22 protein-coding genes and 1 pseudogene are annotated in these 20,873 nt (G+C 73.1%); 7 read left to right on the top strand and 16 right to left on the bottom strand.

Features of this window, described 5'->3' with window-relative positions:
* The first annotated feature begins 213 nt into the window (after positions 1–213).
* Positions 214–882, top strand: coding sequence for an SCO3374 family protein (locus A4E84_RS22825; RefSeq protein WP_062928369.1), 669 nt, complete (start codon positions 214–216; stop codon positions 880–882).
* 9 nt (positions 883–891) lie between these two features.
* Here A4E84_RS22825 and A4E84_RS22820 read toward each other — a convergent pair whose 3' ends face one another.
* From A4E84_RS22820 to A4E84_RS22800, 5 genes are all read right to left on the bottom strand, one after another.
* Positions 892–1,227, bottom strand: a complete 336-nt coding sequence (locus tag A4E84_RS22820) for a histone-like nucleoid-structuring protein Lsr2 (protein WP_010048839.1) — start codon at positions 1,225–1,227, stop codon at positions 892–894.
* A 268-nt stretch (positions 1,228–1,495) separates the two neighbouring features.
* The gene (locus tag A4E84_RS22815) at positions 1,496–2,029 is read right to left on the bottom strand and encodes an amino-acid N-acetyltransferase (protein WP_062928368.1); all 534 of its coding nucleotides are present in this window, start codon (positions 2,027–2,029) and stop codon (positions 1,496–1,498) included.
* 9 nt (positions 2,030–2,038) lie between these two features.
* The gene (locus A4E84_RS22810; protein WP_062928367.1) at positions 2,039–2,476 is read right to left on the bottom strand and encodes a BlaI/MecI/CopY family transcriptional regulator; all 438 of its coding nucleotides are present in this window, start codon (positions 2,474–2,476) and stop codon (positions 2,039–2,041) included.
* A gap of 184 nt (positions 2,477–2,660) precedes the next feature.
* Complete coding sequence (locus A4E84_RS22805) at positions 2,661–2,849, bottom strand: hypothetical protein (RefSeq protein WP_062928366.1); 189 nt, start codon at positions 2,847–2,849, stop codon at positions 2,661–2,663.
* A gap of 18 nt (positions 2,850–2,867) precedes the next feature.
* Complete coding sequence (locus A4E84_RS22800) at positions 2,868–3,524, bottom strand: hypothetical protein (protein ID WP_107308365.1); 657 nt, start codon at positions 3,522–3,524, stop codon at positions 2,868–2,870.
* A gap of 81 nt (positions 3,525–3,605) precedes the next feature.
* On the opposite strand from A4E84_RS22800, the pseudogene A4E84_RS45805 reads away from it, so the two are divergent.
* Positions 3,606–3,760 (top strand): annotated as a pseudogene (locus A4E84_RS45805) (HEAT repeat domain-containing protein); the annotation flags it as partial.
* Between the two features lie 30 nt (positions 3,761–3,790).
* Here A4E84_RS45805 and A4E84_RS22795 read toward each other — a convergent pair.
* The 5 genes from A4E84_RS22795 to A4E84_RS22775 are packed head-to-tail and all read right to left on the bottom strand — an operon-like array spanning position 3,791 to position 9,218.
* A complete protein-coding gene (locus A4E84_RS22795) occupies positions 3,791–4,588 on the bottom strand; it encodes a type III pantothenate kinase (RefSeq protein WP_033310333.1) in 798 nt (265 codons plus the stop codon).
* Between the two features lie 16 nt (positions 4,589–4,604).
* Positions 4,605–5,579: a carboxylating nicotinate-nucleotide diphosphorylase gene (nadC, locus tag A4E84_RS22790; protein WP_062931562.1), complete on the bottom strand. Its 975-nt coding sequence runs from the start codon at positions 5,577–5,579 to the stop codon at positions 4,605–4,607.
* A gap of 5 nt (positions 5,580–5,584) precedes the next feature.
* The gene (locus A4E84_RS22785) at positions 5,585–7,294 is read right to left on the bottom strand and encodes an L-aspartate oxidase (RefSeq protein WP_062928365.1); all 1,710 of its coding nucleotides are present in this window, start codon (positions 7,292–7,294) and stop codon (positions 5,585–5,587) included.
* On the bottom strand, positions 7,291–8,292 hold the full coding sequence (gene panC, locus A4E84_RS22780; protein WP_062928364.1) for a pantoate--beta-alanine ligase: 1,002 nt from the start codon (positions 8,290–8,292) through the stop codon (positions 7,291–7,293). Before panC ends, A4E84_RS22785 begins: the two co-directional genes overlap by 4 nt.
* Positions 8,289–9,218: a Rossmann-like and DUF2520 domain-containing protein gene (locus A4E84_RS22775; protein WP_062928363.1), complete on the bottom strand. Its 930-nt coding sequence runs from the start codon at positions 9,216–9,218 to the stop codon at positions 8,289–8,291. The genes panC and A4E84_RS22775 overlap by 4 nt, the downstream gene beginning before the upstream one ends.
* A 182-nt stretch (positions 9,219–9,400) precedes the next feature.
* Between A4E84_RS22775 and A4E84_RS22770 the strand changes: the two genes are divergently transcribed.
* Complete coding sequence (locus A4E84_RS22770; RefSeq protein ID WP_062928362.1) at positions 9,401–10,582, top strand: threonine aldolase family protein; 1,182 nt, start codon at positions 9,401–9,403, stop codon at positions 10,580–10,582.
* Here A4E84_RS22770 and A4E84_RS43495 read toward each other — a convergent pair.
* Positions 10,575–10,748: a hypothetical protein gene (locus A4E84_RS43495; RefSeq protein ID WP_167455414.1), complete on the bottom strand. Its 174-nt coding sequence runs from the start codon at positions 10,746–10,748 to the stop codon at positions 10,575–10,577. The genes A4E84_RS22770 and A4E84_RS43495 overlap by 8 nt on opposite strands.
* A 159-nt stretch (positions 10,749–10,907) precedes the next feature.
* Here A4E84_RS43495 and A4E84_RS22765 point away from each other — a divergent pair, with 159 nt between their 5' ends.
* Positions 10,908–12,014, top strand: a complete 1,107-nt coding sequence (locus A4E84_RS22765; RefSeq protein WP_062928361.1) for a DUF5937 family protein — start codon at positions 10,908–10,910, stop codon at positions 12,012–12,014.
* Positions 12,015–12,032: 18 nt separating this feature from the next.
* Here A4E84_RS22765 and A4E84_RS22760 read toward each other — a convergent pair whose 3' ends face one another.
* Together A4E84_RS22760 and A4E84_RS22755 are read right to left on the bottom strand one after the other, a co-directional pair.
* Entirely contained in the window at positions 12,033–12,701 is a 669-nt protein-coding gene (locus A4E84_RS22760; protein ID WP_062928360.1) for a response regulator, read from the bottom strand.
* Between the two features lie 55 nt (positions 12,702–12,756).
* A complete protein-coding gene (locus tag A4E84_RS22755; protein WP_062928359.1) occupies positions 12,757–13,950 on the bottom strand; it encodes a sensor histidine kinase in 1,194 nt (397 codons plus the stop codon).
* Positions 13,951–14,068: 118 nt separating this feature from the next.
* On the opposite strand from A4E84_RS22755, the gene A4E84_RS22750 reads away from it, so the two are divergent.
* A complete protein-coding gene (locus A4E84_RS22750; protein ID WP_062928358.1) occupies positions 14,069–15,070 on the top strand; it encodes an SAM-dependent methyltransferase in 1,002 nt (333 codons plus the stop codon).
* A gap of 106 nt (positions 15,071–15,176) precedes the next feature.
* Here A4E84_RS22750 and A4E84_RS22745 read toward each other — a convergent pair whose 3' ends face one another.
* Positions 15,177–16,328, bottom strand: a complete 1,152-nt coding sequence (locus A4E84_RS22745; RefSeq protein ID WP_062928357.1) for an NADH-quinone oxidoreductase subunit D — start codon at positions 16,326–16,328, stop codon at positions 15,177–15,179.
* Positions 16,329–16,359: 31 nt separating this feature from the next.
* Between A4E84_RS22745 and A4E84_RS22740 the strand changes: the two genes are divergently transcribed.
* Complete coding sequence (locus A4E84_RS22740) at positions 16,360–16,890, top strand: PH domain-containing protein (protein WP_062928356.1); 531 nt, start codon at positions 16,360–16,362, stop codon at positions 16,888–16,890.
* On the top strand, positions 16,887–18,221 hold the full coding sequence (locus A4E84_RS22735) for a PH domain-containing protein (RefSeq protein ID WP_062928355.1): 1,335 nt from the start codon (positions 16,887–16,889) through the stop codon (positions 18,219–18,221). The genes A4E84_RS22740 and A4E84_RS22735 overlap by 4 nt, the downstream gene beginning before the upstream one ends.
* 59 nt (positions 18,222–18,280) lie before the next feature.
* On the opposite strand, the gene A4E84_RS22730 is transcribed toward A4E84_RS22735, so the two are convergent.
* Entirely contained in the window at positions 18,281–19,501 is a 1,221-nt protein-coding gene (locus tag A4E84_RS22730) for a hypothetical protein (protein WP_079129078.1), read from the bottom strand.
* 171 nt (positions 19,502–19,672) lie between these two features.
* Positions 19,673–20,797 (bottom strand): alpha/beta hydrolase, encoded by a 1,125-nt coding sequence (locus A4E84_RS22725; RefSeq protein ID WP_062928353.1) that lies wholly within the window; start codon positions 20,795–20,797, stop codon positions 19,673–19,675.
* Positions 20,798–20,873 lie beyond the last annotated feature (76 nt).

The raw sequence follows: 20,873 nt of genomic DNA, 5'->3' as shown, positions 1-20,873 counted from the left end.
CGTGAGACGGCCTTTCCTGCGTGTCGCCCCCTCCCACTAGGGATGTCTTACCCGTGGGGACCGGAAGTCCATGCCGAGCGCCCCCGTTCCCTCCGCTACGGGCGAACAACCTTGCGCCTCCCCGCACCCCCCGCACGCCCCCAGTTCGCCACTCTGTGCACTTGCGGCGCCACCCAGCGTAACTCGCACGGCCTTCCGGCTGTTGCACTTGGCATGTTCGGCGCCCCGCACCCCGTGACCGCGTCCGCATCCCGGCTCCTTCCGCTCCCCCGCCGGCCGCTCGACGCGGCCGGCGCGAGCGGTCAGGTCCGGCGGTGGTACGAGAACGAACTGGGGTGGCCGACGGTGCCCGGCGATCCACTGCGGCTGGCGGTGGGGGTGCGCTACGACGTCCTGGACGTCCCTGCGGAGGCGGGGCACGCCGCGCTGCGGCGCCTGGCGCCGTGCTCTCCCGTCGCCCTGCACGGCGACCGGATGCTGCTCCTGGTGGCCGTGGGCGGCGCGGAGGAGCTTCCCGGGTTGCTGGAGTGGCTGGACTGGGGATCGCTGCCGCTGGATCTCGGGGCGATCGGGGAGGGCGGTGTCATGGAGGCGCCGTCGCGCCCGGTGCCACGCGAGGAGGGGGACGCACCGCTCAGGGGCGCGCCACTGCCGCCCGGCCGCCCGGGCCGGGCCGGTTCCCAGGGGGCCGCCGTGTGGCTGCGGCCCCCCGAGCCGGGATGCGAGGTCGAGGCCTCGCTGCCGACACTGTCGGCGCTGGGGGGCGGTGGGAATGCCCCCGATCTCGTGCGGCTGGTGAACACGGTGGCCACCCAGTGTCACCGGGTCCGGCTGCGGCGCGCGGGCGCCCAGCCACCGGCCTTGCCTGCGCAGGGTCGGTAGTGCCGCTGATCAGCCGTTGGCCTTCTCGTAAGCCTCGCGGATGGTCGCGGGAACACGGCCGCGGTCGTTGACCTCGTAGCCGTTCTCCTTCGCCCAGGCGCGGATCGCCGCGGTGTCCTGGCTGCCGCTCGACGCGGCGCGCGCCTTTCCGCGCCCGCCCGAAGCGCGGCCTCCGGTACGCCGACCGCCCTTCACGTAAGGCTCGAGAAGGCCACGGAGCTTGTCCGCATTGGCAGTGGTGAGATCGATCTCGTACGTCTTGCCGTCCAGCGCGAACGTCACGGTCTCGTCCGCCTCGCCACCGTCGAGGTCGTCGACAAGAAGGACCTGAACCTTCTGTGCCACCGGATTTCCTTTCATCGATATCTTCAAGGGCCGGGGGAGTGCCGGCGTCCGCCGTATCGCCGTCCCCTGTTATATGCAGTACTGCAGTACCTCGGAAAGCAAACCGCTTTTGCCGGGAAAACACAAACCCCCGGCAGAGACCGGCAGCCCGGGCTCGGTCCGGAAACGTGCGCGTTTCGGACATAGGGCACCGGGGCAGGGGCGGGCGTCGCGGAATATGCCTTGACGAACCGGCCGGACGCTCTTGCGGCCCACTAGCGGCCGGCGATCACAGATGCAGAAGCATCCGGCTGTTGCCCAAGGTGTTCGGTTTCACTCGTTCGAGTCCGAGGAACTCCGCGACACCCTCGTCATAGGAACGCAGCAGCTCCGCGTAGACATCCGTGTCGACGGGCGTCTCGCCGATCTCCACGAAGCCGTGCTTGGTGAAGAAGTCGACTTCGAAGGTCAGGCAGAAAACACGGCGAACACCGAGCCAGCGGGCGGTCTGCAGCAACTTCCCCAGCACATGGTGTCCGACACCCGCCCCCTTCAGGCCGGGCTTCACCGCGAGAGTGCGGACTTCCGCGAGGTCTTCCCACATCACGTGCAGCGCGCCGCAGCCGACGACCTCGGCGTTGTCGTCCCGTTCCGCGACCCAGAACTCCTGGATGTCCTCGTAAAGCGTCACCGTCGCTTTGTCGAGCAGGATGCCGCCGCGGACGTAGGCGTCAAGGAGGCGGCGCACGGCCGGGACATCGCTGGTGCGGGCCCGTCGGACGGTGATGGCTTTTGCGGTGGCTTCGGGGCTCTTCGCGGACATGACCGGACGCTATCGCCCACCGTCGTCCTGAGCGGAGGCGGGGTTCTCCGGGGGGCCTTCCCCGGGTTCCGCTCGTTCGGCCGGTTCTGCGGATTCCGACGGTTCGGTCGGTTCCTGGGTTTCCGGGCCCTGGACGATGCGTACGGCATCGCTGAGTGACCGGCGCTGTTCCTCGCTCATCATGCCGAAGAAGGCCACGAGAGCGGCTGCGGGGTTGTCGCTCTGCGACCAGGCGTCGTTCATCAGGGCGGCTGCGTAGGCGGCGCGGGTGGAGACGGCCTCATATCGATAGGCACGGCCTTCCGCCTCGCGGCGCACCCAGCCCTTCTGATGGAGATTGTCCAAAACGGTCATCACGGTGGTGTACGCGATGGACCGCTCCTTCTGAAGATCTTCCAGGACTTCTCGAACGGTCACCGGGCGGTTCCACTTCCACACCCGCGACATGACCGCGTCTTCGAGTTCTCCCAATGGGCGAGGCACAGCTCAGAACAATAGTGGGAGATCCCGGTTATGGCGTGGCGGACGTGCGCTTCACCGGCGAACGGGAACAAAAAGGGCGTACGACTCGAAAGTGCGGGCGCCGCGAGGTGCGGGTCCGCCGAGTCGTACGCCCTCGGAGGGAGTGAGGTCAGGCGTCGGCCTTGGGGGGTGTCGCGGTGGGCCGACGGGCGCCTTCCACGCGCGCCAGGGCGGCGTCCACGGCCGCGTCCTCCTTGGCCTTGTTGGCGCCGCCCTGTGTCTTCACGATCACCCGGATCACGCCGATGAAGAAGACGGCCATGACGGCCGGGGGCAGGAGCGCGGAGACGTAGTCCATGGATCCAGGGTAGCCACGTCAGCCCACGGCGAGCTGCTGGGGGCTGCCCGGGGGCGGCGGTGTCGGTTTGCGGCGCGGGAAGACCTCGCCCGGGGTGGGGATCGGGCGGGAGGGTTTCGGGGTGCCCGGGGCGGGGGCCGGGGCGGGCTTGGGCGCGGGCGGCTTGCGTACGGGCTTCTTCTCGGGCTGCTTCTCCGGGCCGTCCCCCGCGGAGCCGCCGGTGGAGGCGCAACGGCCTCCGGGGAGCGCCAGCAGGCGGGTGCGGGAGCCGGGGACGGTGGCCGCGGGGAGAGGGGCGGTGGTGAGGGGGGTGACCGTGCAGCGGTCCAGGAGGGCCGCTGCGGCGGGGTTGCCGCGCAGGGCGCGCAGGGCGGCGAAGTCGTCGGACAGGGGGCGGTAACCGGCACCCAGCGCCTCGTCGAGGAGTGCGAGGTAGCCGGCGGCGGTGCCGGGGAGGGCGGCGCGGTACCGGCCCAGGTCGGCCACGAGGAAGGCGCGCAGCCTGGCCCCTTCCCGCAGCGCCTCGTCGAGCGACTCTGCGAGACGGAGACAGTCCTGGACGTCGTCGGCCGAGGCAGGGGTGGGGTGGAGGGCAAGGGCGAGAGCGCGGCGGAGCACACGCAGCTCCTCCGCGCCGAACGCCAGGCCGCCGCGGGATCCGTATGGCGTGGGCATGCGGCGACGATACGCGCTAATCAGACAAATCTCGCATAGGGGGCGGGTGTGGCGTGGGGGACCACTCGTCCCGCCCAGCGCGTCGTGGACGCGGCTGCCGACGCCTTCGAACGGATGCACTCACTTGCCGCCGTGGACCGCGCGCGGCCGGGCCCCGCGACCCGACCGCCGGGCGCCCCGCCGCCGGACGCGGCCTCGCCTGCCGGGGCGGGGTGCAGGACCGCGACCTGGTCCTCGCCACGCGCTCCCGCCCGCCCCGGCAGACCTCACATGCGCGACACGTTCCGCTCGTAGACCAGCCGCAGCCCGATCAGCGTCAGCCACGGTTCGTGCTCGTCGATCACCGACGACTCGCCCAGGACCATCGGCGCAAGACCGCCCGTCGCGATGACGGTGACGTCGTCGGCGTCCTGTGACAGCTCGCGGGCCATGCGGTTGACCACGCCGTCGACCTGGCCGGCGAAGCCGTAGATGATGCCCGACTGCATCGCCTCGACCGTGTTCTTGCCGATGACGCTGCGCGGCCGGGCCACCTCGATCTTGCGGAGCTGGGCGCCTCGGACGCCGAGGGCCTCGACGGAGATCTCGATGCCGGGGGCGATGACCCCGCCGACGTACTCGCCGCGCGCGCTGACCGCGTCGAACGTCGTCGCCGTGCCGAAGTCGACGACGATCGCGGGGCCGCCGTAGAGCTCGACCGCGGCGACCGCGTTGATGATGCGGTCCGCGCCGACCTCCTTGGGGTTGTCGGTCAGGATCGGGACGCCCGTCTTGACGCCCGGTTCGACGAGGACCGCCGGGACGTCGCCGTAGTAGCGGCGCGTCACTTCGCGGAGTTCGTGCAGGACCGAGGGGACGGTGGCGCAGATGGCGATGCCGTCGATGCCGTCGCCCAGTTCGTCGCCGAGGAGCGGGTGCATGCCCATCAGGCCCTGGAGGAGGACCGCCAGCTCGTCGGCCGTGCGGCGCGCGTCGGTGGAGATGCGCCAGTGTTCGACGATCTCGTCGCCGTCGAACAGTCCGAGCACCGTGTGGGTGTTTCCTACGTCGATCGTCAGCAGCATGGCCCGTACCCGCTCCCTACTCCGCCGGCCGCAGGTCGAGGCCGATGTCCAGGATCGGCGAGGAGTGGGTGAGGGCCCCCACCGCCAGGTAGTCGACGCCGGTGTCCGCGTAGGCCTTGGCGTTGCCCAGGGTGAGGCGGCCCGAGGCCTCCAGGGCGGCGCGGCCCGAGACGACGGCGACGGCCTCCTCGCACTCGCCCGGCGTGAAGTTGTCCAGCAGGATCAGGTCGGCGCCGGCGTCCAGGACCTCGCGGAGCTGGTCCAGGGTGTCGACCTCGACCTCGATGGGGACGTCGGGGAAGCGTTCGCGGACCGCCTGGAAGGCCTGGGCGACGCCGCCCGCCGCGACCACGTGGTTGTCCTTGACCAGCGCCGCGTCCGAGAGGGACATGCGGTGGTTGACGCCGCCGCCGCAGCGGACCGCGTACTTCTCCAGGGAGCGCAGGCCCGGCGTGGTCTTGCGGGTGTCGCGGACCTTGGCCTTGGTGCCGTCCAGGACGTCCGCCCACGCGCGCGTGGCCGTCGCGATGCCCGACAGGCGGCACAGGATGTTCAGCGCGCTGCGCTCGGCCGTGAGCAGGTCGCGGGTGCGGGTGGTGACGGACAGGAGCTTCTGCCCCGCCTCGACGCGGTCGCCGTCCTCGGCGTGGCGCTCGATCTCCAGCTCCGGCTCGCAGACCACCGAGATGACCGCCTCGGCGACGCGCAGCCCGGCCACGGTGCCGGCCTCGCGGGCGGTGAAGTCGGCCGTGGCCACCGCGTCCTCGGGGATGGTCGCCACCGTCGTCACGTCCACGCCGTGGGCCAGGTCCTCCTGGAGGGCGACGTTGGCGATGTCCTCGACCTCGACGGGGTCGAGGCCGGCGTCGGCCAGGAGCTGGGCGAGTGCGGGGTCCAGGCCGCACTCCAGGTATGCCTCGTCGTCCGCGCCGCAGGCGCAGCCGTCTCCGCAGCCTCCGGAGGAGGCGAGGGGAAGGTCGGGGGTGCTCACGTCGGTCACTGCTCCTGGGGGGCCTGGGGCGGGAAAGCCGTCGGGGGGAAGTCTGTGGTGTCCGTGGTGTGCACGGCCAGCGTGCGGTCCGGGTTCAGGGTCACGACGATGTGGCGGCGCCAGGCGCTGTCGTCGCGCTCGGGGCGGTCCTCGCGCCAGTGGCAGCCCCGGGTCTCCTCACGCAGCAGGGCGGCGGCGACCAGGACGCGGGCCACGCACAGGAGGTTGGTGGCCTCCCAGGTGTCCACGCCGGCCTCGGCCGTCTTGCCGTTCTCGGCGAGGGCCTCCTTGGCGTCGGTGTGCAGGCGCTGGAGCTGGTCGGCGGCCTTGGTGAGGGAGCCCGCCGAGCGCAGGACGCCCGCCCCGGCCGTCATGATCCGCTGGATCGTGAAGCGGGCTTCGGGGGTCTGCAGGGGGTGCTCGGGGACCTCCGGGTGCGGGAGCGGCTGGGGCACGCGCGCGTGCAGGCCGTTCGCCGCGATGTCGTCCGCGATGCGCTCGGCGTAGACGAGGCCTTCGAGCAGGGAGTTGGACGCCAGGCGGTTGGCGCCGTGCACGCCGGTACAGGCCACCTCGCCGCACGCGTACAGGCCGGGGACGGTCGTACGGCCGTGGGAGTCGGTGCGGACGCCGCCGGAGGCGTAGTGGGCGGCCGGGGCGACCGGGATGGGGGCGGTGACCGGGTCGATGCCGTGGGCGCGGCAGGCGGCCAGGATCGTCGGGAAGCGGTGCTCCCACATCTCGGCGCCGAAGTGCCGGGCGTCGAGGAACATGTGCTCGGCGTCCTGCTCCAGCATGCGCCGCGTGATGCCCTTGGCGACGATGTCGCGGGGGGCCAGCTCGGCGAGTTCGTGCTGTCCGACCATGAAGCGGACGCCGTCGGCGTCGATCAGGTGGGCGCCCTCGCCGCGCACGGCCTCGGAGACCAGGGGCTGCTGGCCCTCCGCGTCCGGGCCCAGGAACAGCACGGTCGGGTGGAACTGGACGAACTCCAGGTCACTGACCTCCGCGCCGGCCCGCAGCGCGAGCGCCACACCGTCGCCCGTCGACACCGAGGGGTTGGTGGTGGCGGAGAAGACCTGGCCCATGCCGCCGGTGGCGAGGACCACCGCGGGGGCGTGGACGGCCCCCACGCCGTCGTGCTGGCCCTCCCCCATCACATGCAGGGTGACACCGGCGGTGCGGCCCTCGGCGTCCGTGAGGAGGTCCAGGACGAGCGCGTTCTCGACGGTGCGCATGCCCCGCGCGCGGACGGCCTCGACCAGGGCGCGGGAGATCTCGGCGCCGGTGGCGTCGCCGCCGGCGTGGGCGATGCGGCGACGGTGGTGGCCGCCCTCGCGGGTCAGTGCCAGCTCGCCCTCGGACTCGTCGAACCGGGCGCCGGTCTCGATCAGGCGGCGTACGGCGTCGGGGCCCTCGGTGACGAGGAGGCGGACCGCTTCCTCGTCGCACAGGCCCGCGCCGGCGACCAGGGTGTCGTCGAGGTGCTGCTCGGGGGTGTCGCCCTCGCCGAGGGCGGCGGCGATGCCGCCCTGGGCCCAGCGGGTGGAGCCGTCGTCGAGACGGGCCTTGGTGACGACGACCGTGCGCAGGCCGGCGGCCTCGCAGCGCAGGGCCGCGGTCAGCCCGGCGACGCCGGAGCCGACGACGACCACGTCCGCGGCGATGGACCACCCGGCGGCGGGCGCGTGCAGTCGTATGCCTGTGGTGGTCACGAGGCGGCTCCGAAGCTTCCGAAGGTGAGGGGGATGTTGTCGATCAGCCGGGTCGCCCCGACCCGGGCGGCGACGGCGAGGACCGCGTCGCCCGTGAAGTCGTCCCCGATCTCCGTGAAGTCGGACGGGTCGACCAGGGCGAGGTAGTCCAGCGCGAGCGGCGGGTCGAGGCGCGCGGCCTCGTCGAGGACCTGGCGGGCGGCCGCGCGGACCGCCGCCGGGCCGCCCGGGACGGCCGTCGCCACGGCGTGCGTGTCGGCGGCCGCGCGGGACTCCCCTATGGCGCTGAGCGCCTCGGCTCGCGCGCGCGTGGCGGGCACTTCACGGGCCCGGGCGCGCAGCGCCTCCTGCGCGGCGTGCCGGTCCTGGCCCGCGAACAGCGCCCCGGACAGGGCGAGGGCGGTGCGCCGCTCCCGAGCCGACAGGTAGCGGTTGCGGCTGGACAGGGCCAGGCCGTCCTCCTCGCGGACGGTGGGCACACCGACGATCTCCACGCCGAAGTTCAGGTCCCGCACCATGCGGCGGATCAGCGCGAGCTGCTGGGCGTCCTTCTGGCCGTACAGGGCGACATCGGGGCGGGTGAGGTGCAGCAGCTTGGCGACGACGGTGAGCATGCCGTCGAAGTGGCCGGGGCGGGAGGCGCCCTCCAGGCGCTCGCCCATCGGGCCGGCGGTGATGCGCACCTGGGGCTCGCCGCCGGGGTAGACCTCGTCCACGGAGGGCGCGAACACGGCGTCCGCGCCCGACTGTCCGGCGAGCTCGATGTCGGCGTCCAGGGTCCGCGGGTAGCGGTCGAGGTCCTCGCCCTTGCCGAACTGGAGCGGGTTGACGAAGACGGTGACGACGACCTCGCCGTCCGGCCCGGCGATGCCGCGCGCGGTGCGGATCAGCGTGGCGTGGCCCTCGTGCAGCGCGCCCATGGTCATCACCACGGCCCGGCGCCCCGCACGCGCGCGTGCGTGCAGTTCCCCGGCGGTGCGCAGCAGGGTGGTGGTCATCGGGCGTCCCCTTCGGTGCCGTCGGTCCCGTGGGCGAGTACCCCGAGGAGGTCCTCGGCGAGTTCCGGCTTCAGCAGGCCGTGCGCCAGGGCCCGGTCGGCGGTCGCGCGGGCCATCGCCAGGTAGCCGGCGACGGTCTGCGGGGCGTGCCGGCGCAGCTCGTCGACGTGCGCGGCGACCGTGCCCGCGTCCCCGCGCGCGACCGGGCCGGTCAGGGCCGCGTCGCCGGAGCGCAGGGCGTTGTCCAGGGCCGCGCCGAGCAGCGGGCCGAGCATCCGGTCGGGGGCCGAGACGCCGGCGGCGCTCAGCAGCTCCATGGACTGGGCGACCAGCGTGACCAGGTGGTTGGCGCCCAGGGCGAGGGCCGCGTGGTAGAGCGGCCGGTTCTCCTCGGCGATCCACTCCGGCTCGCCGCCCATCTCGATGACCAGGGCCTCGGCGGCCAGGCGCAGCTCCTCGGGCGCGGTGACGCCGAAGGAGCAGCCGGCCAGGCGCTGGACGTCCACGGGGGTGCCCGTGAAGGTCATCGCGGGGTGCAGGGCGAGCGGCAGGGCGCCCGCGCGCAGGGCGGGGTCGAGGACCCGCGTGCCGTAGCGCCCGGAGGTGTGGACGAGGAGCTGGCCCGGCCGGACGGACCCGGTGTCGGCGAGGCCGGTGACCAGGCCGGGCAGGGCGTCGTCGGGAACGGTCAGCAGCACCAGGTCGGACCGCTGGAGGACCTCGGCGGGCGGCATCACCGGCACGTCGGGCAGCAGTTGCCCGGCACGGCGCCGGGAGGCCTCCGAGACGGCGGAGACGGCGACCGGGCGGTGCCCGGCGAGCTGCAGGGACGCCGCCAGCGCGGGACCCACGCGGCCGGCGCCGACGACGCCGACGGTGAGCCGCGCGGGGCGGTCCTTGGGGTCTGGCTGTGGGGTTGTGTTCACTCGACGGCGGCCTTCCCGTTCCAGTCCGCTCCGGGTACCGGACGATTTCTCGTCATGTTAACGCGATCGGTTCGGGGGGCGTTCGGTCGTCCACAGGCTGTGCATGCCCGTGCGTCGTCCCCCCGAAGGGCGTTCGGAAATGCGGATGCCCTGCCGCACGCGCGCGAGGGAGGATCCGGGGCATGACGGAGACAGCGCAGCGGGACGGACAGGTGGCGGACGAGGATCGGGGCGCGGGGCTGCGGGAGCGGCGGCTGGCCGCCCATCGCTCGGCCCGGCGCGTGTTCGCGCGCTTCGGCTTCCACCGGACCCTGCGGGAGCGCCTGGCGGTGCTGTCGGAAGCGGAGGGCGTCCACGACCTGGACCAACTGTCCGACGTGTACGGCGACGGCGTCGTCGAGGCCCTGGAGACGAAGGTCGCCGGGCTGCTCGGCACCGAGGCCGCCGCGTTCTTCCCGACGGGCACCATGGCCCAGCAGGTGGCCCTGCGCTGCTGGGCGGGCCGCACCGGGGACCCGGCCGTCGCCCTGCACGCGCTCAGCCATCCCGAGGTGCACGAGCGGAACGCGTTCAGCGAGCTCGGGGGCCTGCGCCCGCTGCGGCTGACGAGCGAGCCGCGGCTTCCCACCGCGGCCGAGGTACGCGACTTCGAGGAGCCCTTCGGGGCGCTGATGCTGGAACTTCCCCTCAGGGACGCCGGTTTCGTGCTGCCCACCTGGGAGGAGCTCACCGAGGTCGTCGAGGCCGCCCGGGACCGGGACGCGGTGGTGCACTTCGACGGGGCCCGCCTGTGGGAGTCCACCGTCCACTTCGGCCGGCCCCTGGAGGAGATCGCGGGCCTGGCCGACAGCGTCTACGTGTCGTTCTACAAGTCCCTCGAAGCGTTCGGCGGCGCGGCGCTCGCGGGCCCCAGGGAGCTCGTCGAGGAGGCGAAGGCCTGGCGGCACCGGTACGGCGGGATGGTCTTCCAGCAGTTCCCGACGGTGCTGTCGGTGCTGGTCGGGCTGGACCGGGAGCTGCCCCGGCTGCCGGAGTACGTACTCCACGCGCGCGTGGTGGCCGCCGCCCTGCGCGAGGGGTTCGCGGCGGCCGGGGTGCCGTGGGCGCGCGTGCACCCGGAGGTGCCGCACACCCACGACTTCCAGGTGTGGCTGCCCTACGAGCCGGACGTCCTCGGGGAGGCGGCGGTGCGGACGGCCGGGGAGACGGGGGTCATGCTGTTCGGCAACGCCTGGGACCGGGGCGGGCCCGGGCTGTCGCTGACGGAGGTGCATGTGCGGGCCGCCGGGACGGAGTGGACCGCCGAGGACGTGAAGGCGGCGGTGGCGGAGTTCGTGGCCCGGCTGCCGGAGCAGGTCAGGTAGGGCGCCGCCGCAACCGGCCCAGGACGTCGCGGAGCCCGTGGCGGACCGGGCGGGAGCGCCGTTCCCGCACGACCCGCCGGTCGCGCGTGCCCGGCGCGGGCGGGACGGGCTCGCCCAGGGAGCGGGCGCGGTAGGCGTCGAGGAGGTGCTGCTGCGTGCTGTTCATGGTGAATCGCCTCTGCGGGACGGGGTGATGGAGGTCCGAAGGCTCCGCGGCTGCCCCGGTGGTCCCACGGTGCGCCCGCGCCGCGCGTGGCGTCGCGTCGATTGACGAGGCCCGTCAATCGGCGGGGGCGTTGTCAGTGGCCGGGTGCACCATGAGGGCATGAGCGTGCACATCGACATCGCGGGGCTGCGGCCGGAGGGGGTCGCCGTCGTGCCCTCGCCCCTGGCCGAGCTCGGCCAGGGGCTGCACGCGCTGTCCGAACCGGCCCACCACCCGGGCCTGCAGGGCTGGGTGACGGGCGTGACGGCCCGGCTCGACCCGCATCTGGCCGACCGCATGTGCGAGGCGGACTTCCTGTGGCGGACGACGTTCTCGGACCTGTTCCTGCCCTGGGCGGGCCTGCCGGACCGGCGCACGCTCCCGGGCGCGACCCTCGCCGAGGAACTGGACCAGCTCGACAAGCTGTCCGACGAGCAGTTCGTGGACGCCGCAATGGAGTTCACCTGTGGCACCTGCTACGGCGAAACCGGGCCGACGACGCTGTCCGACCCGGAGACGCGCCGCCGGGCGCTGGAGCTGGCCGCCGCGCGCGGACCGCGGCAACTGCGCTTCGGGGAGCGGCTGCTGGCCGACCCGCCCCGGATCCGGGCCTGGCTGCGGCAGTTCCTCCGGGACTGCGACGAGGCGTTCTTCGCGGAGGCCTGGGCCCGGCTGCGCCACCAGCTCGCCGCGGACGCCCGGCACAAGACGGACCTGCTGCGGCGCAAGGGCCTGGCCGAGGCGCTGGCCGCGGTGTCCCCGGCGATCACGCTCGACGAGGAGGCCGCCCGGATCACGGTCGACAAGCTGGGCGACGGCCGTACGGCCACGGGCGACGGCGGCCTGCTGCTCGTCCCGACCAGCCTCGGCTGGCCGCATCTGATGGTCCTGCACCGGCACGGCTGGCAGCCGGTGCTGCACTACCCGGTCGGCTCCCCGGAGCTCGCCGCGCCGCAGACGCTCGAACAGCTGGCCATGCGGATGACCGCGCTGTCCCACCCGGTCCGGATGCGCATGTGCCGCCATCTGGCCCGCAGCGCGCACACCACCAGCGAGCTGGCGCAGGTGCACGGCATGACGGCCCCGGAGATATCCCGGCACCTGGCCGTGCTGAAGAAGGCGGGCCTGATCACCACCCGCCGCCGCGGCCGCTACGTCCTGCACCAGCTGGACGTGACGGTGGTGGCCCGGCTCGGCAGCGAGTTCCTGGAGGGGATCCTCAGGTAGCGGGCTCGCGCGTGCGGGTCAGCCGTGCCCGCCGGCCCGCACCAGCCCCGTCTCGTAGGCCAGCACCACGACCTGCACCCGGTCCCGGAGCCCCAGCTTGGTCAGGATGCGGCCCACGTGCGTCTTCACCGTCGCCTCCGACAGCACCAGCCGCGCCGCGATCTCGCCGTTGGACAGCCCCTGCGCGACCAGCACCATGACCTCGCGCTCCCGCTCGGTGAGCCGCTCCAGTTCCTTGTGCTGGGGCTGCTTGGTGCCGGGCAGCATCGGGGCGAAGCGGTCCAGGAGGCGCCGGGTGGTGGAGGGCGCCACGACCGCGTCACCGCTGTGCACGGCCCTGATCGCGGCCAGGAGCTCCGCCGGGGGCACGTCCTTGAGCATGAAGCCGGAGGCGCCCGCCTTCAGCCCGGAGAAGGCGTACTCGTCGAGGTCGAAGGTCGTCAGGATGAGCACCTTCGGCGGGTCGGTGTCCGCGCAGATCCGGCGGGTCGTCTCCACCCCGTCGAGCTTCGGCATGCGGACGTCCATCAGCACCACGTCGACCTCGGCCGTCCGCAGTTCCTGGAGGGCCTCGACGCCGTCGCCCGCCTCCGCCACGACCTCCATGTCCGGCTGGGCGGCGAGCACCATCCGGAACCCGGTGCGCAGCAGCACCTGGTCGTCGACGAGCATCACGCGGATCGTCATCGGGCCTCTTCCCTCTGGGGTCGTTACAGGTGTCAGTCAGGGGCGTGCGCCGGCGTCAGTGCGCGGGTTTGAGCGGCAGCAGGGCACTGATGCGGAATCCTCCGCCCGGGCGCGGGCCTGCGTCCAGGGTGCCGCCGACCATACCGACCCGCTCGCGCATGCCGATCAGACCGTGGCCCTGGCCGTCGAACCCGCCCTCCTCGTACAGCTCGTGCGGGGCGCCCTTGCCGTCGTCCTCGACGAGCAGGCCGAGGCCGTCGTCGAAGTAGACCAGGCGGACGCTCGCGCCCGCGTTGGGTCCGCCGTGCTTGCGGGTGTTGGTGAGCGCCTCCTGCACGATGCGGTAGGCGGTGAGCTCGACGCCGCTGGGCAGCGGGCGGGGCGTGCCCTCGACCTTGAAGTCGACGGGCAGTCCGGAGGTGCGGCACTGCTCGACGAGGTCCTCGATCTGCTGCACGTCGGGCTGCGGCACGTACTCGCCGGCCTCCTGGTGCTCGCCGGTGCGCAGCACGCCGAGCAGGCGGCGCATCTCGGCGAGGGCCTGGCGGCCGGTGGAGGAGATGGTCTCCAGGGCCTTCTTCGCCTGGTCGGGCGCGGCGTCGAGGACGTAGGCGGCGCCGTCGGCCTGGACCACCATCACCGAGACGTTGTGCGCGACGACGTCGTGCAACTCGCGGGCGATCCGGGCCCGTTCGGCGGCGACGGCGACCTTGGACTGCGCCTCGCGCTCCTTCTCCAGGCGGGCGGCCCGCTCCTCCAGCTGCGCGAAGTAGGCGCGGCGGGTGCGGATGGAGTCGCCGAGCACCCAGGCGAGGGCGAAGGGGACGGTCTGGAGGACCGCCAGGGCGATGTCGCCCGCGACACCCGTCTGCTCGTTCGACCAGCGCAGCTGCGCCAGGGGGGCCGCGCACAGGCCGGCGACCAGTGCGAAGCGGGAGGCCCAGCGGGCACCTTCCGCCGCGACCGTGTAGACGATCACCAGCATGGCGAAGTCGGCGGGCAGGATCGCGACGTCGGTGACCAGCTGCGCCACGCCCACCGCGGCCGCCAGCAGCAGCATCTTCTCCGGCATCCGGCGGCGCAGCGCGACCACGAGGCTCAGCAGCAGCGTGATCGGGAGGACCGCGGCCCATGGGCCGATCCGCTCGCCCGCCGCCCCGCCCAGCACCGAAATCCCGAGGAGGACCACGGCCCAGAAGCCGTCGACCCACATCGGGTGCCTGCGGAGGAAATCATAGAGGCGCTGCACGTAACCCAGCGTAGGGAAGCGCGATAGGTGCAGGGGTCAACCGGAGGACCGATCCGCATCGGGCGCACGTACTCCGCAAGGTGGAGTTGCGTTCGTTGTGTCCGCATAGCCTGGCCCGGTGACGGCACGGACGAGGGAAGAGTGGAGTGAGTGGCGCGGGTGGCGTGCGGCGGCGCAGGACGCTCTCTACGCGCCGGGGGGCTTCTACCGGCGCGCGGAGGGACCGGCCGGGCATTTCCGGACGTCCGTGCACACGTCGCCGCTGTTCGCCGGGGCTGTGGCACGGCTGCTGTGCCGGGTCGACGAGGCGCTGGGGCGGCCCGCCGCCCTGGACTTCGTCGACATGGCGGCCGGACGGGGCGAGCTGACGGGCGGCGTGCTCGCCGCGCTGCCCGCGGGCGTGGCGGCCCGCACGCGCGCGTACGCCGTCGACATCGCCGAGCGGCCGGCCGGGCTCGATCACCGGATCGAGTGGCTGGCCGAGCCCCCACGGGGGACGACCGGGCTGCTCTTCGCCAACGAGTGGCTGGACAACGTGCCCCTGGAGGTCGCGGAGGTGGACGCCTCGGGCGTCGCGCGGCTGGTGCTGGTCCGCCGGGACGGGAGCGAGCGGCTCGGGGAGCCGGTGGACGGGGAGCAGGCACGGTGGCTCCGGCGGTGGTGGCCGCTGCCCGGCGAGGAGGGACTGCGAGCCGAGATCGGTCTGCCCCGGGACGAGGCGTGGGCCGCGGCGGTCGCGACGCTCGGGCGGGGGCTCGCCGTCGCCGTGGACTACGCGCACACGGCGGACACCCGGCCCCCGTTCGGGACGCTGACCGGCTTCCGCGAGGGCCGCGAGACGACACCGGTCCCGGACGGCTCCTGCGACATCACCGCGCACGTCGCCCTGGACGCGTGCACGCTGCCCGGCGGTCGCGTCCTCCCCCAGCGCGAGGCGCTGCGCACCCTGGGCGTGACCGGCGCGCGGCCCCCGCTCACGCTGGCCTCCACCGACCCCGCCGCCTACGTACGCGCCCTCGCGAGCGCCGGTGAGGCCGCCGAGCTCACCGCGGAGGCCGGGCTGGGCGACTTCGGCTGGCTGGTCCAGCCGGTCGGGATCCCGGACCCGTTCCGGGGATGAGCCCCCGCTTGTCGGAGTCCCCTGCTTGTCGGAGTCCCCTGCTTGTCGGAGTCCGTTGCTTGTCGGAGTCCGTTGCTTGTCGGAGTCCGTTGCTTGTCGGAGTTCCTTACTTGTCGATGTCCCCGACCACGAAGAACATCGACCCCAGGATCGCCACCATGTCCGCGACCAGCGTCCCCGGCAGCAGCTCCGTCAGCGCCTGGATGTTGTTGTACGACGCCGAGCGCAGCTTCAGCCGGTACGGGGTCTTCTCGCCCTTGCTGACGAGGTAGTAGCCGTTGATGCCGAGGGGGTTCTCGGTCCACGCGTACGTGTGGCCCTCGGGTGCCTTCAGGACCTTCGGGAGCCGCTGGTTGACCGGGCCGGGCGGCAGCTCGGCGAGCCGGTCGAGGCAGGCGTCGGCCAGATCCAGCGCGTTGTGCGTCTGCTCCAGGAGGCACTCGAAGCGGGCGAGGCAGTCGCCCTCCTGCCGGGTGACCACCTTCAGCGTGTCCTGGAGGTCGCCGTAGGCGAGGTACGGCTCGTCGCGGCGCAGGTCGAAGTCGACGCCCGAGCCGCGGCCGATCGGCCCGCTGACCCCGTAGGCGTGCACGGCCTCCGGGGTGAGGACACCGACGTTCCTCGTGCGGCCGCGGAAGATCTCGTTGCCGAGCACCAGGTCGTCGAAGCGGTCCATGCGGGAGCGCACGTCGGCGACGGCGGTGCGCGCGCGGGTGGTCCACCCGGCCGGCAGGTCCTCCTTGAGGCCGCCCACCCGGTTGAACATGTAGTGCATGCGCCCGCCGGAGATCTCCTCCATGACGTGCTGGAGTTCCTCGCGCTCCCGGAAGGCGTAGAAGATCGGGGTGATCCCGCCGAGCTCCAGCGGGTACGAGCCGAGGAACATCAGGTGGTTGAGCACCCGGTTCAGCTCGGCGAGCAGCGTGCGCAGCCACACCGCGCGCTCGGGGACCTCCATGCCGAGCATGCGCTCCACGGCGAGGACCACGCCCAGCTCGTTGGAGAACGCCGACAGCCAGTCGTGGCGGTTGGCGAGCATGATGATCTGGCGGTAGTCGCGCGCCTCGAACAGCTTCTCCGCGCCGCGGTGCATGTAGCCGATCACCGGCTCCGCGTGCCTGATGCGCTCGCCGTCCAGGACGAGCTTCAGCCGCAGCACGCCGTGGGTGGACGGGTGTTGCGGCCCGATGTTGAGCACCATGTCGGTGCTCTCCGCGGCGCCGCCGATTCCGACCATGGTCTCCGTCGTAGGAGTCATGGACACAGTCTCTCCTACGTACGCTGGGCCCATGGATACGGGGAGTGCGCAGGACACGGGACCGGACGCGTCGCAGGGCACGGTCGAGGCGGCCGGGGGCGAGCCGGTGTGGATCGCGCTGCCGCCCGGCCTGCTGAAGATGCGCCGGCTGCTGCTGGTGGTGTGGCTCGGGCTGATCACCCTGGCCGCCGGGCTGGTGCCGGGGCTGCTGGCCGGGCCCGCCTGGTCCGCCTTCGCACTGCCGCCGCTGGCGCTGCTGGTCTGGGGCTGGGTGATGACCGAGCGCAACTGGCGTTCCTGGCGGTACGCCGAGCGGGCCGACGACCTGCTGATCAGCCGGGGCGTGCTGTGGCGCGAGGAGACGGTGGTGCCGTACGGGCGGATGCAGCTGGTCGAGGTCACCTCCGGGCCCGTCGAGCGGCACTTCGGGCTGGCCAGTGTGCAGCTGCACACGGCCGCGGCGGCGACCGACGCGACCATCCCCGGCCTGGACCCGGCCGAGGCGGAGCGGCTGCGCGACCGGCTCACCGAGCTGGGCGAAGCCCGGTCGGCGGGGCTGTGACGGCGCCCGGGGCCGCCGAGGCCTCCGAGGCCGCCCCAGAGGTGACCGAGCGGCGGCTGCACCCCGTCACCCCGCTGCGTCGCGCCTGGGCACCGGTCGCCGTGCTGATCGGCTGGGCCGTGCACGACCCGGACGGGGCGCAGCGCCATCTGACCCGGCTGACGACGACCACCCTGCTGATCGGCCTGGCGGTGCTCGTCCCGGCCGCAGCCCTCTACGGCTTCTGCTCCTGGTGGTTCACGCACTTCGCGGTGACCGAGACCGAACTGCGCATCCGCACCGGGCTGGTCTTCCGGCGCACCGCGCACATCCGGCTGGAGCGGATCCAGGCCATCGACGTCACCCAGCCGCTGCTGGCCCGGGTCGCGGGCGTCGCCAAGCTGAAACTCGACGTCATAGGCACCGACAAGAAGGACGAACTGGCCTTCCTCGGCGCGGACGAGGCGCGGACGCTGCGGGCCGAACTGCTCGCCCGGGCGGCCGGTTTCGCACCCGAGACCGCGCACGAGGTCGGTGAGGCCCCGTCCCGGCGGCTGTTGCGGGTGCCGCCCGGCGTTCTCGCCCTGTCGCTGGTGCTGACGGGAGCGACCTGGCTGTCGCTGGCCGCGGCGCTCGTCGTCCCGCCGGTGCTGTGGCTGGTCACCCACAGCCTGTGGACGGTCCTCGCGGTCGCCCTGCCGCTGCTGGGCGCGGCGGGCGCGAGCAGCGTCGGGCGGTTCGTCGCCGAGTACGACTGGACGCTGGGCGAGTCGCCCGACGGGCTGCGTATCGACCACGGGCTGCTGGACCGGTCGCACGAGACGGTGCCGCCGGGACGCGTCCAGACCGTGCGGATCGTGGAACCGCTGCTGTGGCGGCGGCGCGGCTGGGTCCGCGTCGAACTGGATGTCGCGGGCTCGTCCAACTCCGTGCTGGTGCCGGTCGCCCCGCGCGAGATCGCCGAGGACGTCGTCGCGCGCGTGCTGCCCGGGGTGAGCGTGCCGGGACCCGCGGACCTTTCACCGGCGCCGCGCAGCGCCCGCTGGTGCGTGCCGCTGTGGTGGCGCGGGTACGGACTCGCCGTCACGGACGCGGTGTTCGCGTCCCGGTCCGGGCTGCTGCGGCGGAGCCTGGCGCTGGTGCCGCACGCCAAGGTGCAGAGCGTGCGGATGACACAGGGGCCGTGGGAACGGGCCCGGGGCCTCGCCGACGTGTGTGTGGACACGGGCGCGAACAAGACGGTGCGGGCCCGGCTGCGGGACGCGGCCGAGGGGCGCGAGCTGCTGGCGGCACAGGCGGAACGGTCCCGCACGGGGCGCCGGGACGCGCGGCCGGACCGCTGGATGGCGTGACCGTGCACAGGCGCAGGGCCCCTCGGCCGTAGCCGAGGGGCCCTGCGTCGGATGAAGCGTCAGGACACCGCGCTGCGCAGCCCCTGTACGTCGATCTGCTCCGTCTCGTCGTGCGCCGTCAGGTCGATGACCTGGCCGATGCCGCGAGACTCCTCGTCGGCCGGCTTGTAGCGGGCCTCCGTCTCGGCCTTGTGCAGGGCGAGCGCCTCCTGGCCGACGACATCGGCGAGGTCCTCGTTCTGTACGGCTTCCAGGGCCGCCCGCGAGGTGCCCGCCTTCGTGCCGAAGAAGTCGAACCCGCCCCCGGCCTGCGGACGCCGCACCGGCGACTGCGGCGGGACGGCCACGGCGGTCGGCACGGTGTAGTGGCCGGAGCGCCGGCCCGTGGGCTGCTCGGCCCGCGCGGGCTCCGGGAGCCGGCCGCTCTCGCCGGCCGGCACGGCGGCCCCGTCGCCGGGCAGGGACGTCCCGGCGGTCGGCGCGGACGTCTCGGCGGTCGTGCGCTCGTGCCCGTCGTCCGCCTCGGACTGCCCCTGCGCCTCGTCCTCCGGCGCCTGCTCCCGCTGCTCCGCCTGCTCCTGCTCCGCCTGCTCCTGCTTCGGCTCCTGCGCGGGCTCCGCGTCCTCGCCCTTCGGGACCCCGTCGCCGTCGCCGCCGCCGTCCGGGTCCGGGACCGGCGCCGTCTCGCCGTCGAAGCGGGCGAGTGCGACCGCGGCCCGCAGGAACAGCCGGGAACCCTCGGGCGAGAACACGGGGGGAACCGCGGGCTCCTCCTCCACGGCGAGAGCGGCGGACGGCCCGTCCGTGTCCGGCGCGGTGTCCGCCGTGGCCGACGCCCCCGCCGGCAACGCGGCCCGTACCGGAGCCGTCGCCTCTATCTCGAGCATCCGGCGGTCTTCGAGGACGCTCGCGCGTTCGGCCTCCGCAGTGGCGTACCGGCGCAGCAGCGCGGCGTGTTCGTTGCGCAGACCGGCCAGTTCCGTGCGCTTGGCGCGCAGCCGCTGCTCCAGCTTCGCCCGCAGTTCGCGCGACTCGTCCAGGTCGGCCTCCAGTTCGGCGACGCGTTCCTCGAAGCGCCACTCGTCGCTCGCACGCGCGCGCGTGAGGTCGGCGACGCGCTTGCCCGCCTGGGTGTCCCAACGGCGCAGCACGACCGCGCCGATGACCGCCGTCGCCGCGGCGGCCGCGGCCAGACCGCGGAGCACCATCGGCTCCGTGAACACCCAGGGCCCCAACGCGCAGACGAGGGAGACGCCTGCGATCGCCGACGGGGGCAGCATCCTGTGAAGGGGCGGGGAATGACGGTGACGTCCACGTGGCATGGCCAGAAACTTACCGCGCGTAGGCGAATCATGGTGACCCACCCCGCAAAAACAAAACCACACCGAAACGTTCACACGGCATCAGAACCCGGGAAGAACCGGAATCGGCCGCTCTCCCCATTCCCAAGATCATTTCAATGGCTCTGTCAGCCGCTCGCTCATCCACTCCAGCGCCGCCGGAATCTCACGCCGCCAGGTGTTGAAGTTGTGCCCGCCGCTTTCCAGGACGATCGACGAGATCCCCGTCCGCCCGGTGTCCTTCACCCGCTCTATGAACCTCAGCGTGTCCCGGTAGTTGGTCTCGCCCCGCCTGCTGCTGCTGACCAGCAGCGACGTGTCCGGAGCGGGCATGTGTGCGAGGTACCACCACAGATCGGCGCGATTGCGCAGCGCCTTGTCGCCCTGGAAGAGATCGCCCGTCGTGGCGTCGATCGGCGCCTTGTAGTAAGCGGACAAGCCCGCCCCGGCGGCGTACACATCGGGATGGTGCAGCGCGATCTTCAACGCGCAGTAGCCGCCCGTGGAGTTGCCGATGATGCCCAGACCGCCCGCCTTTTCGGCCACCCTGTAGTGCGAGCGCAACGCGTCGGGGAGGTCCTTCGCGAAGAACGACTCGGTCTGCGGACCACCCGGGATGTCGACGCACTCCGTGTCCCGGGGCGGCGTCACCGTGGGCCGCATCATCACGAGGATCATCGGCTTCGCCCGGCCGTCCCGGGCAAGTTCCAGAGCCGTACGCGGATAGTGGAGCTTCTCCACCAGCGCCGACGCCGTACCCGGATAGCCGGTCAGCACGACGGCCGTCGGGAACCTGTGGGTGCGGTACCGCGGCTGGAAGTACTCCGGCGGCAGATAGACGTACGCGGGCGTGGCGATCCGCGTCGTACGGCCCACGATGCCGACCTCCTGGACCCGGCCGCCGGCCCGGGGCAGCGCACCGCCCGCCCCCGGCACCCGGCGCGAGCCGACCACCTCCAGCGGACCGCCGCCCGGCGTGTGGTCGACGACCACACCCTGGTCCTTCTCCTGCCCGAACAGGTCCGCCCAGCTCGCGTAGAAGCCGAAGGCCTGGTTGGCGGCGAGGCCCACCGCGGCGAACAGCGCCAGCTGCGTGCCCAGCAGCAGGCCGATACGCCCACCCACGGCACGCCAACTGCGCCGGGCCAGCCGTGGCCACAGCCAGACCGTGCCGGCGAACAGCAGCACCGCGGACAGCACCGCCAGCACCAGCGTTTTGTTGCTCGTCAGACCCATGGGTTGGTTACCTGTCCGCACTCTCTGCCCGGCCCGCCCCGCACACACCTTCGCAAGGGCTTGTCCCGGACTTTCC

The sequence above is a fragment of the Streptomyces qaidamensis genome, assembly GCF_001611795.1.
GTDB lineage: Bacteria > Actinomycetota > Actinomycetes > Streptomycetales > Streptomycetaceae > Streptomyces > Streptomyces qaidamensis.
This window is presented reverse-complemented; position numbering and strand designations above follow the sequence as displayed.

Coding starts and splice junctions, on each gene's coding strand:
- A4E84_RS22825 (WP_062928369.1), top strand. CDS start 214: ATGTTCGGCGCCCCGCACCCCGTGACCGCGTCCGCATCCCGGCTCCTT.
- A4E84_RS22815 (WP_062928368.1), bottom strand. CDS start 2,029: ATGTCCGCGAAGAGCCCCGAAGCCACCGCAAAAGCCATCACCGTCCGA.
- A4E84_RS22810 (WP_062928367.1), bottom strand. CDS start 2,476: ATGTCGCGGGTGTGGAAGTGGAACCGCCCGGTGACCGTTCGAGAAGTC.
- A4E84_RS22805 (WP_062928366.1), bottom strand. CDS start 2,849: ATGGACTACGTCTCCGCGCTCCTGCCCCCGGCCGTCATGGCCGTCTTC.
- A4E84_RS22800 (WP_107308365.1), bottom strand. CDS start 3,524: ATGCCCACGCCATACGGATCCCGCGGCGGCCTGGCGTTCGGCGCGGAG.
- A4E84_RS22795 (WP_033310333.1), bottom strand. CDS start 4,588: ATGCTGCTGACGATCGACGTAGGAAACACCCACACGGTGCTCGGACTG.
- panC (WP_062928364.1), bottom strand. CDS start 8,292: ATGACCACCACCCTGCTGCGCACCGCCGGGGAACTGCACGCACGCGCG.
- A4E84_RS22770 (WP_062928362.1), top strand. CDS start 9,401: ATGACGGAGACAGCGCAGCGGGACGGACAGGTGGCGGACGAGGATCGG.
- A4E84_RS43495 (WP_167455414.1), bottom strand. CDS start 10,748: ATGAACAGCACGCAGCAGCACCTCCTCGACGCCTACCGCGCCCGCTCC.
- A4E84_RS22765 (WP_062928361.1), top strand. CDS start 10,908: ATGAGCGTGCACATCGACATCGCGGGGCTGCGGCCGGAGGGGGTCGCC.
- A4E84_RS22760 (WP_062928360.1), bottom strand. CDS start 12,701: ATGACGATCCGCGTGATGCTCGTCGACGACCAGGTGCTGCTGCGCACC.
- A4E84_RS22745 (WP_062928357.1), bottom strand. CDS start 16,328: ATGACTCCTACGACGGAGACCATGGTCGGAATCGGCGGCGCCGCGGAG.
- A4E84_RS22740 (WP_062928356.1), top strand. CDS start 16,360: ATGGATACGGGGAGTGCGCAGGACACGGGACCGGACGCGTCGCAGGGC.
- A4E84_RS22730 (WP_079129078.1), bottom strand. CDS start 19,501: ATGCTGCCCCCGTCGGCGATCGCAGGCGTCTCCCTCGTCTGCGCGTTG.
- A4E84_RS22725 (WP_062928353.1), bottom strand. CDS start 20,797: ATGGGTCTGACGAGCAACAAAACGCTGGTGCTGGCGGTGCTGTCCGCG.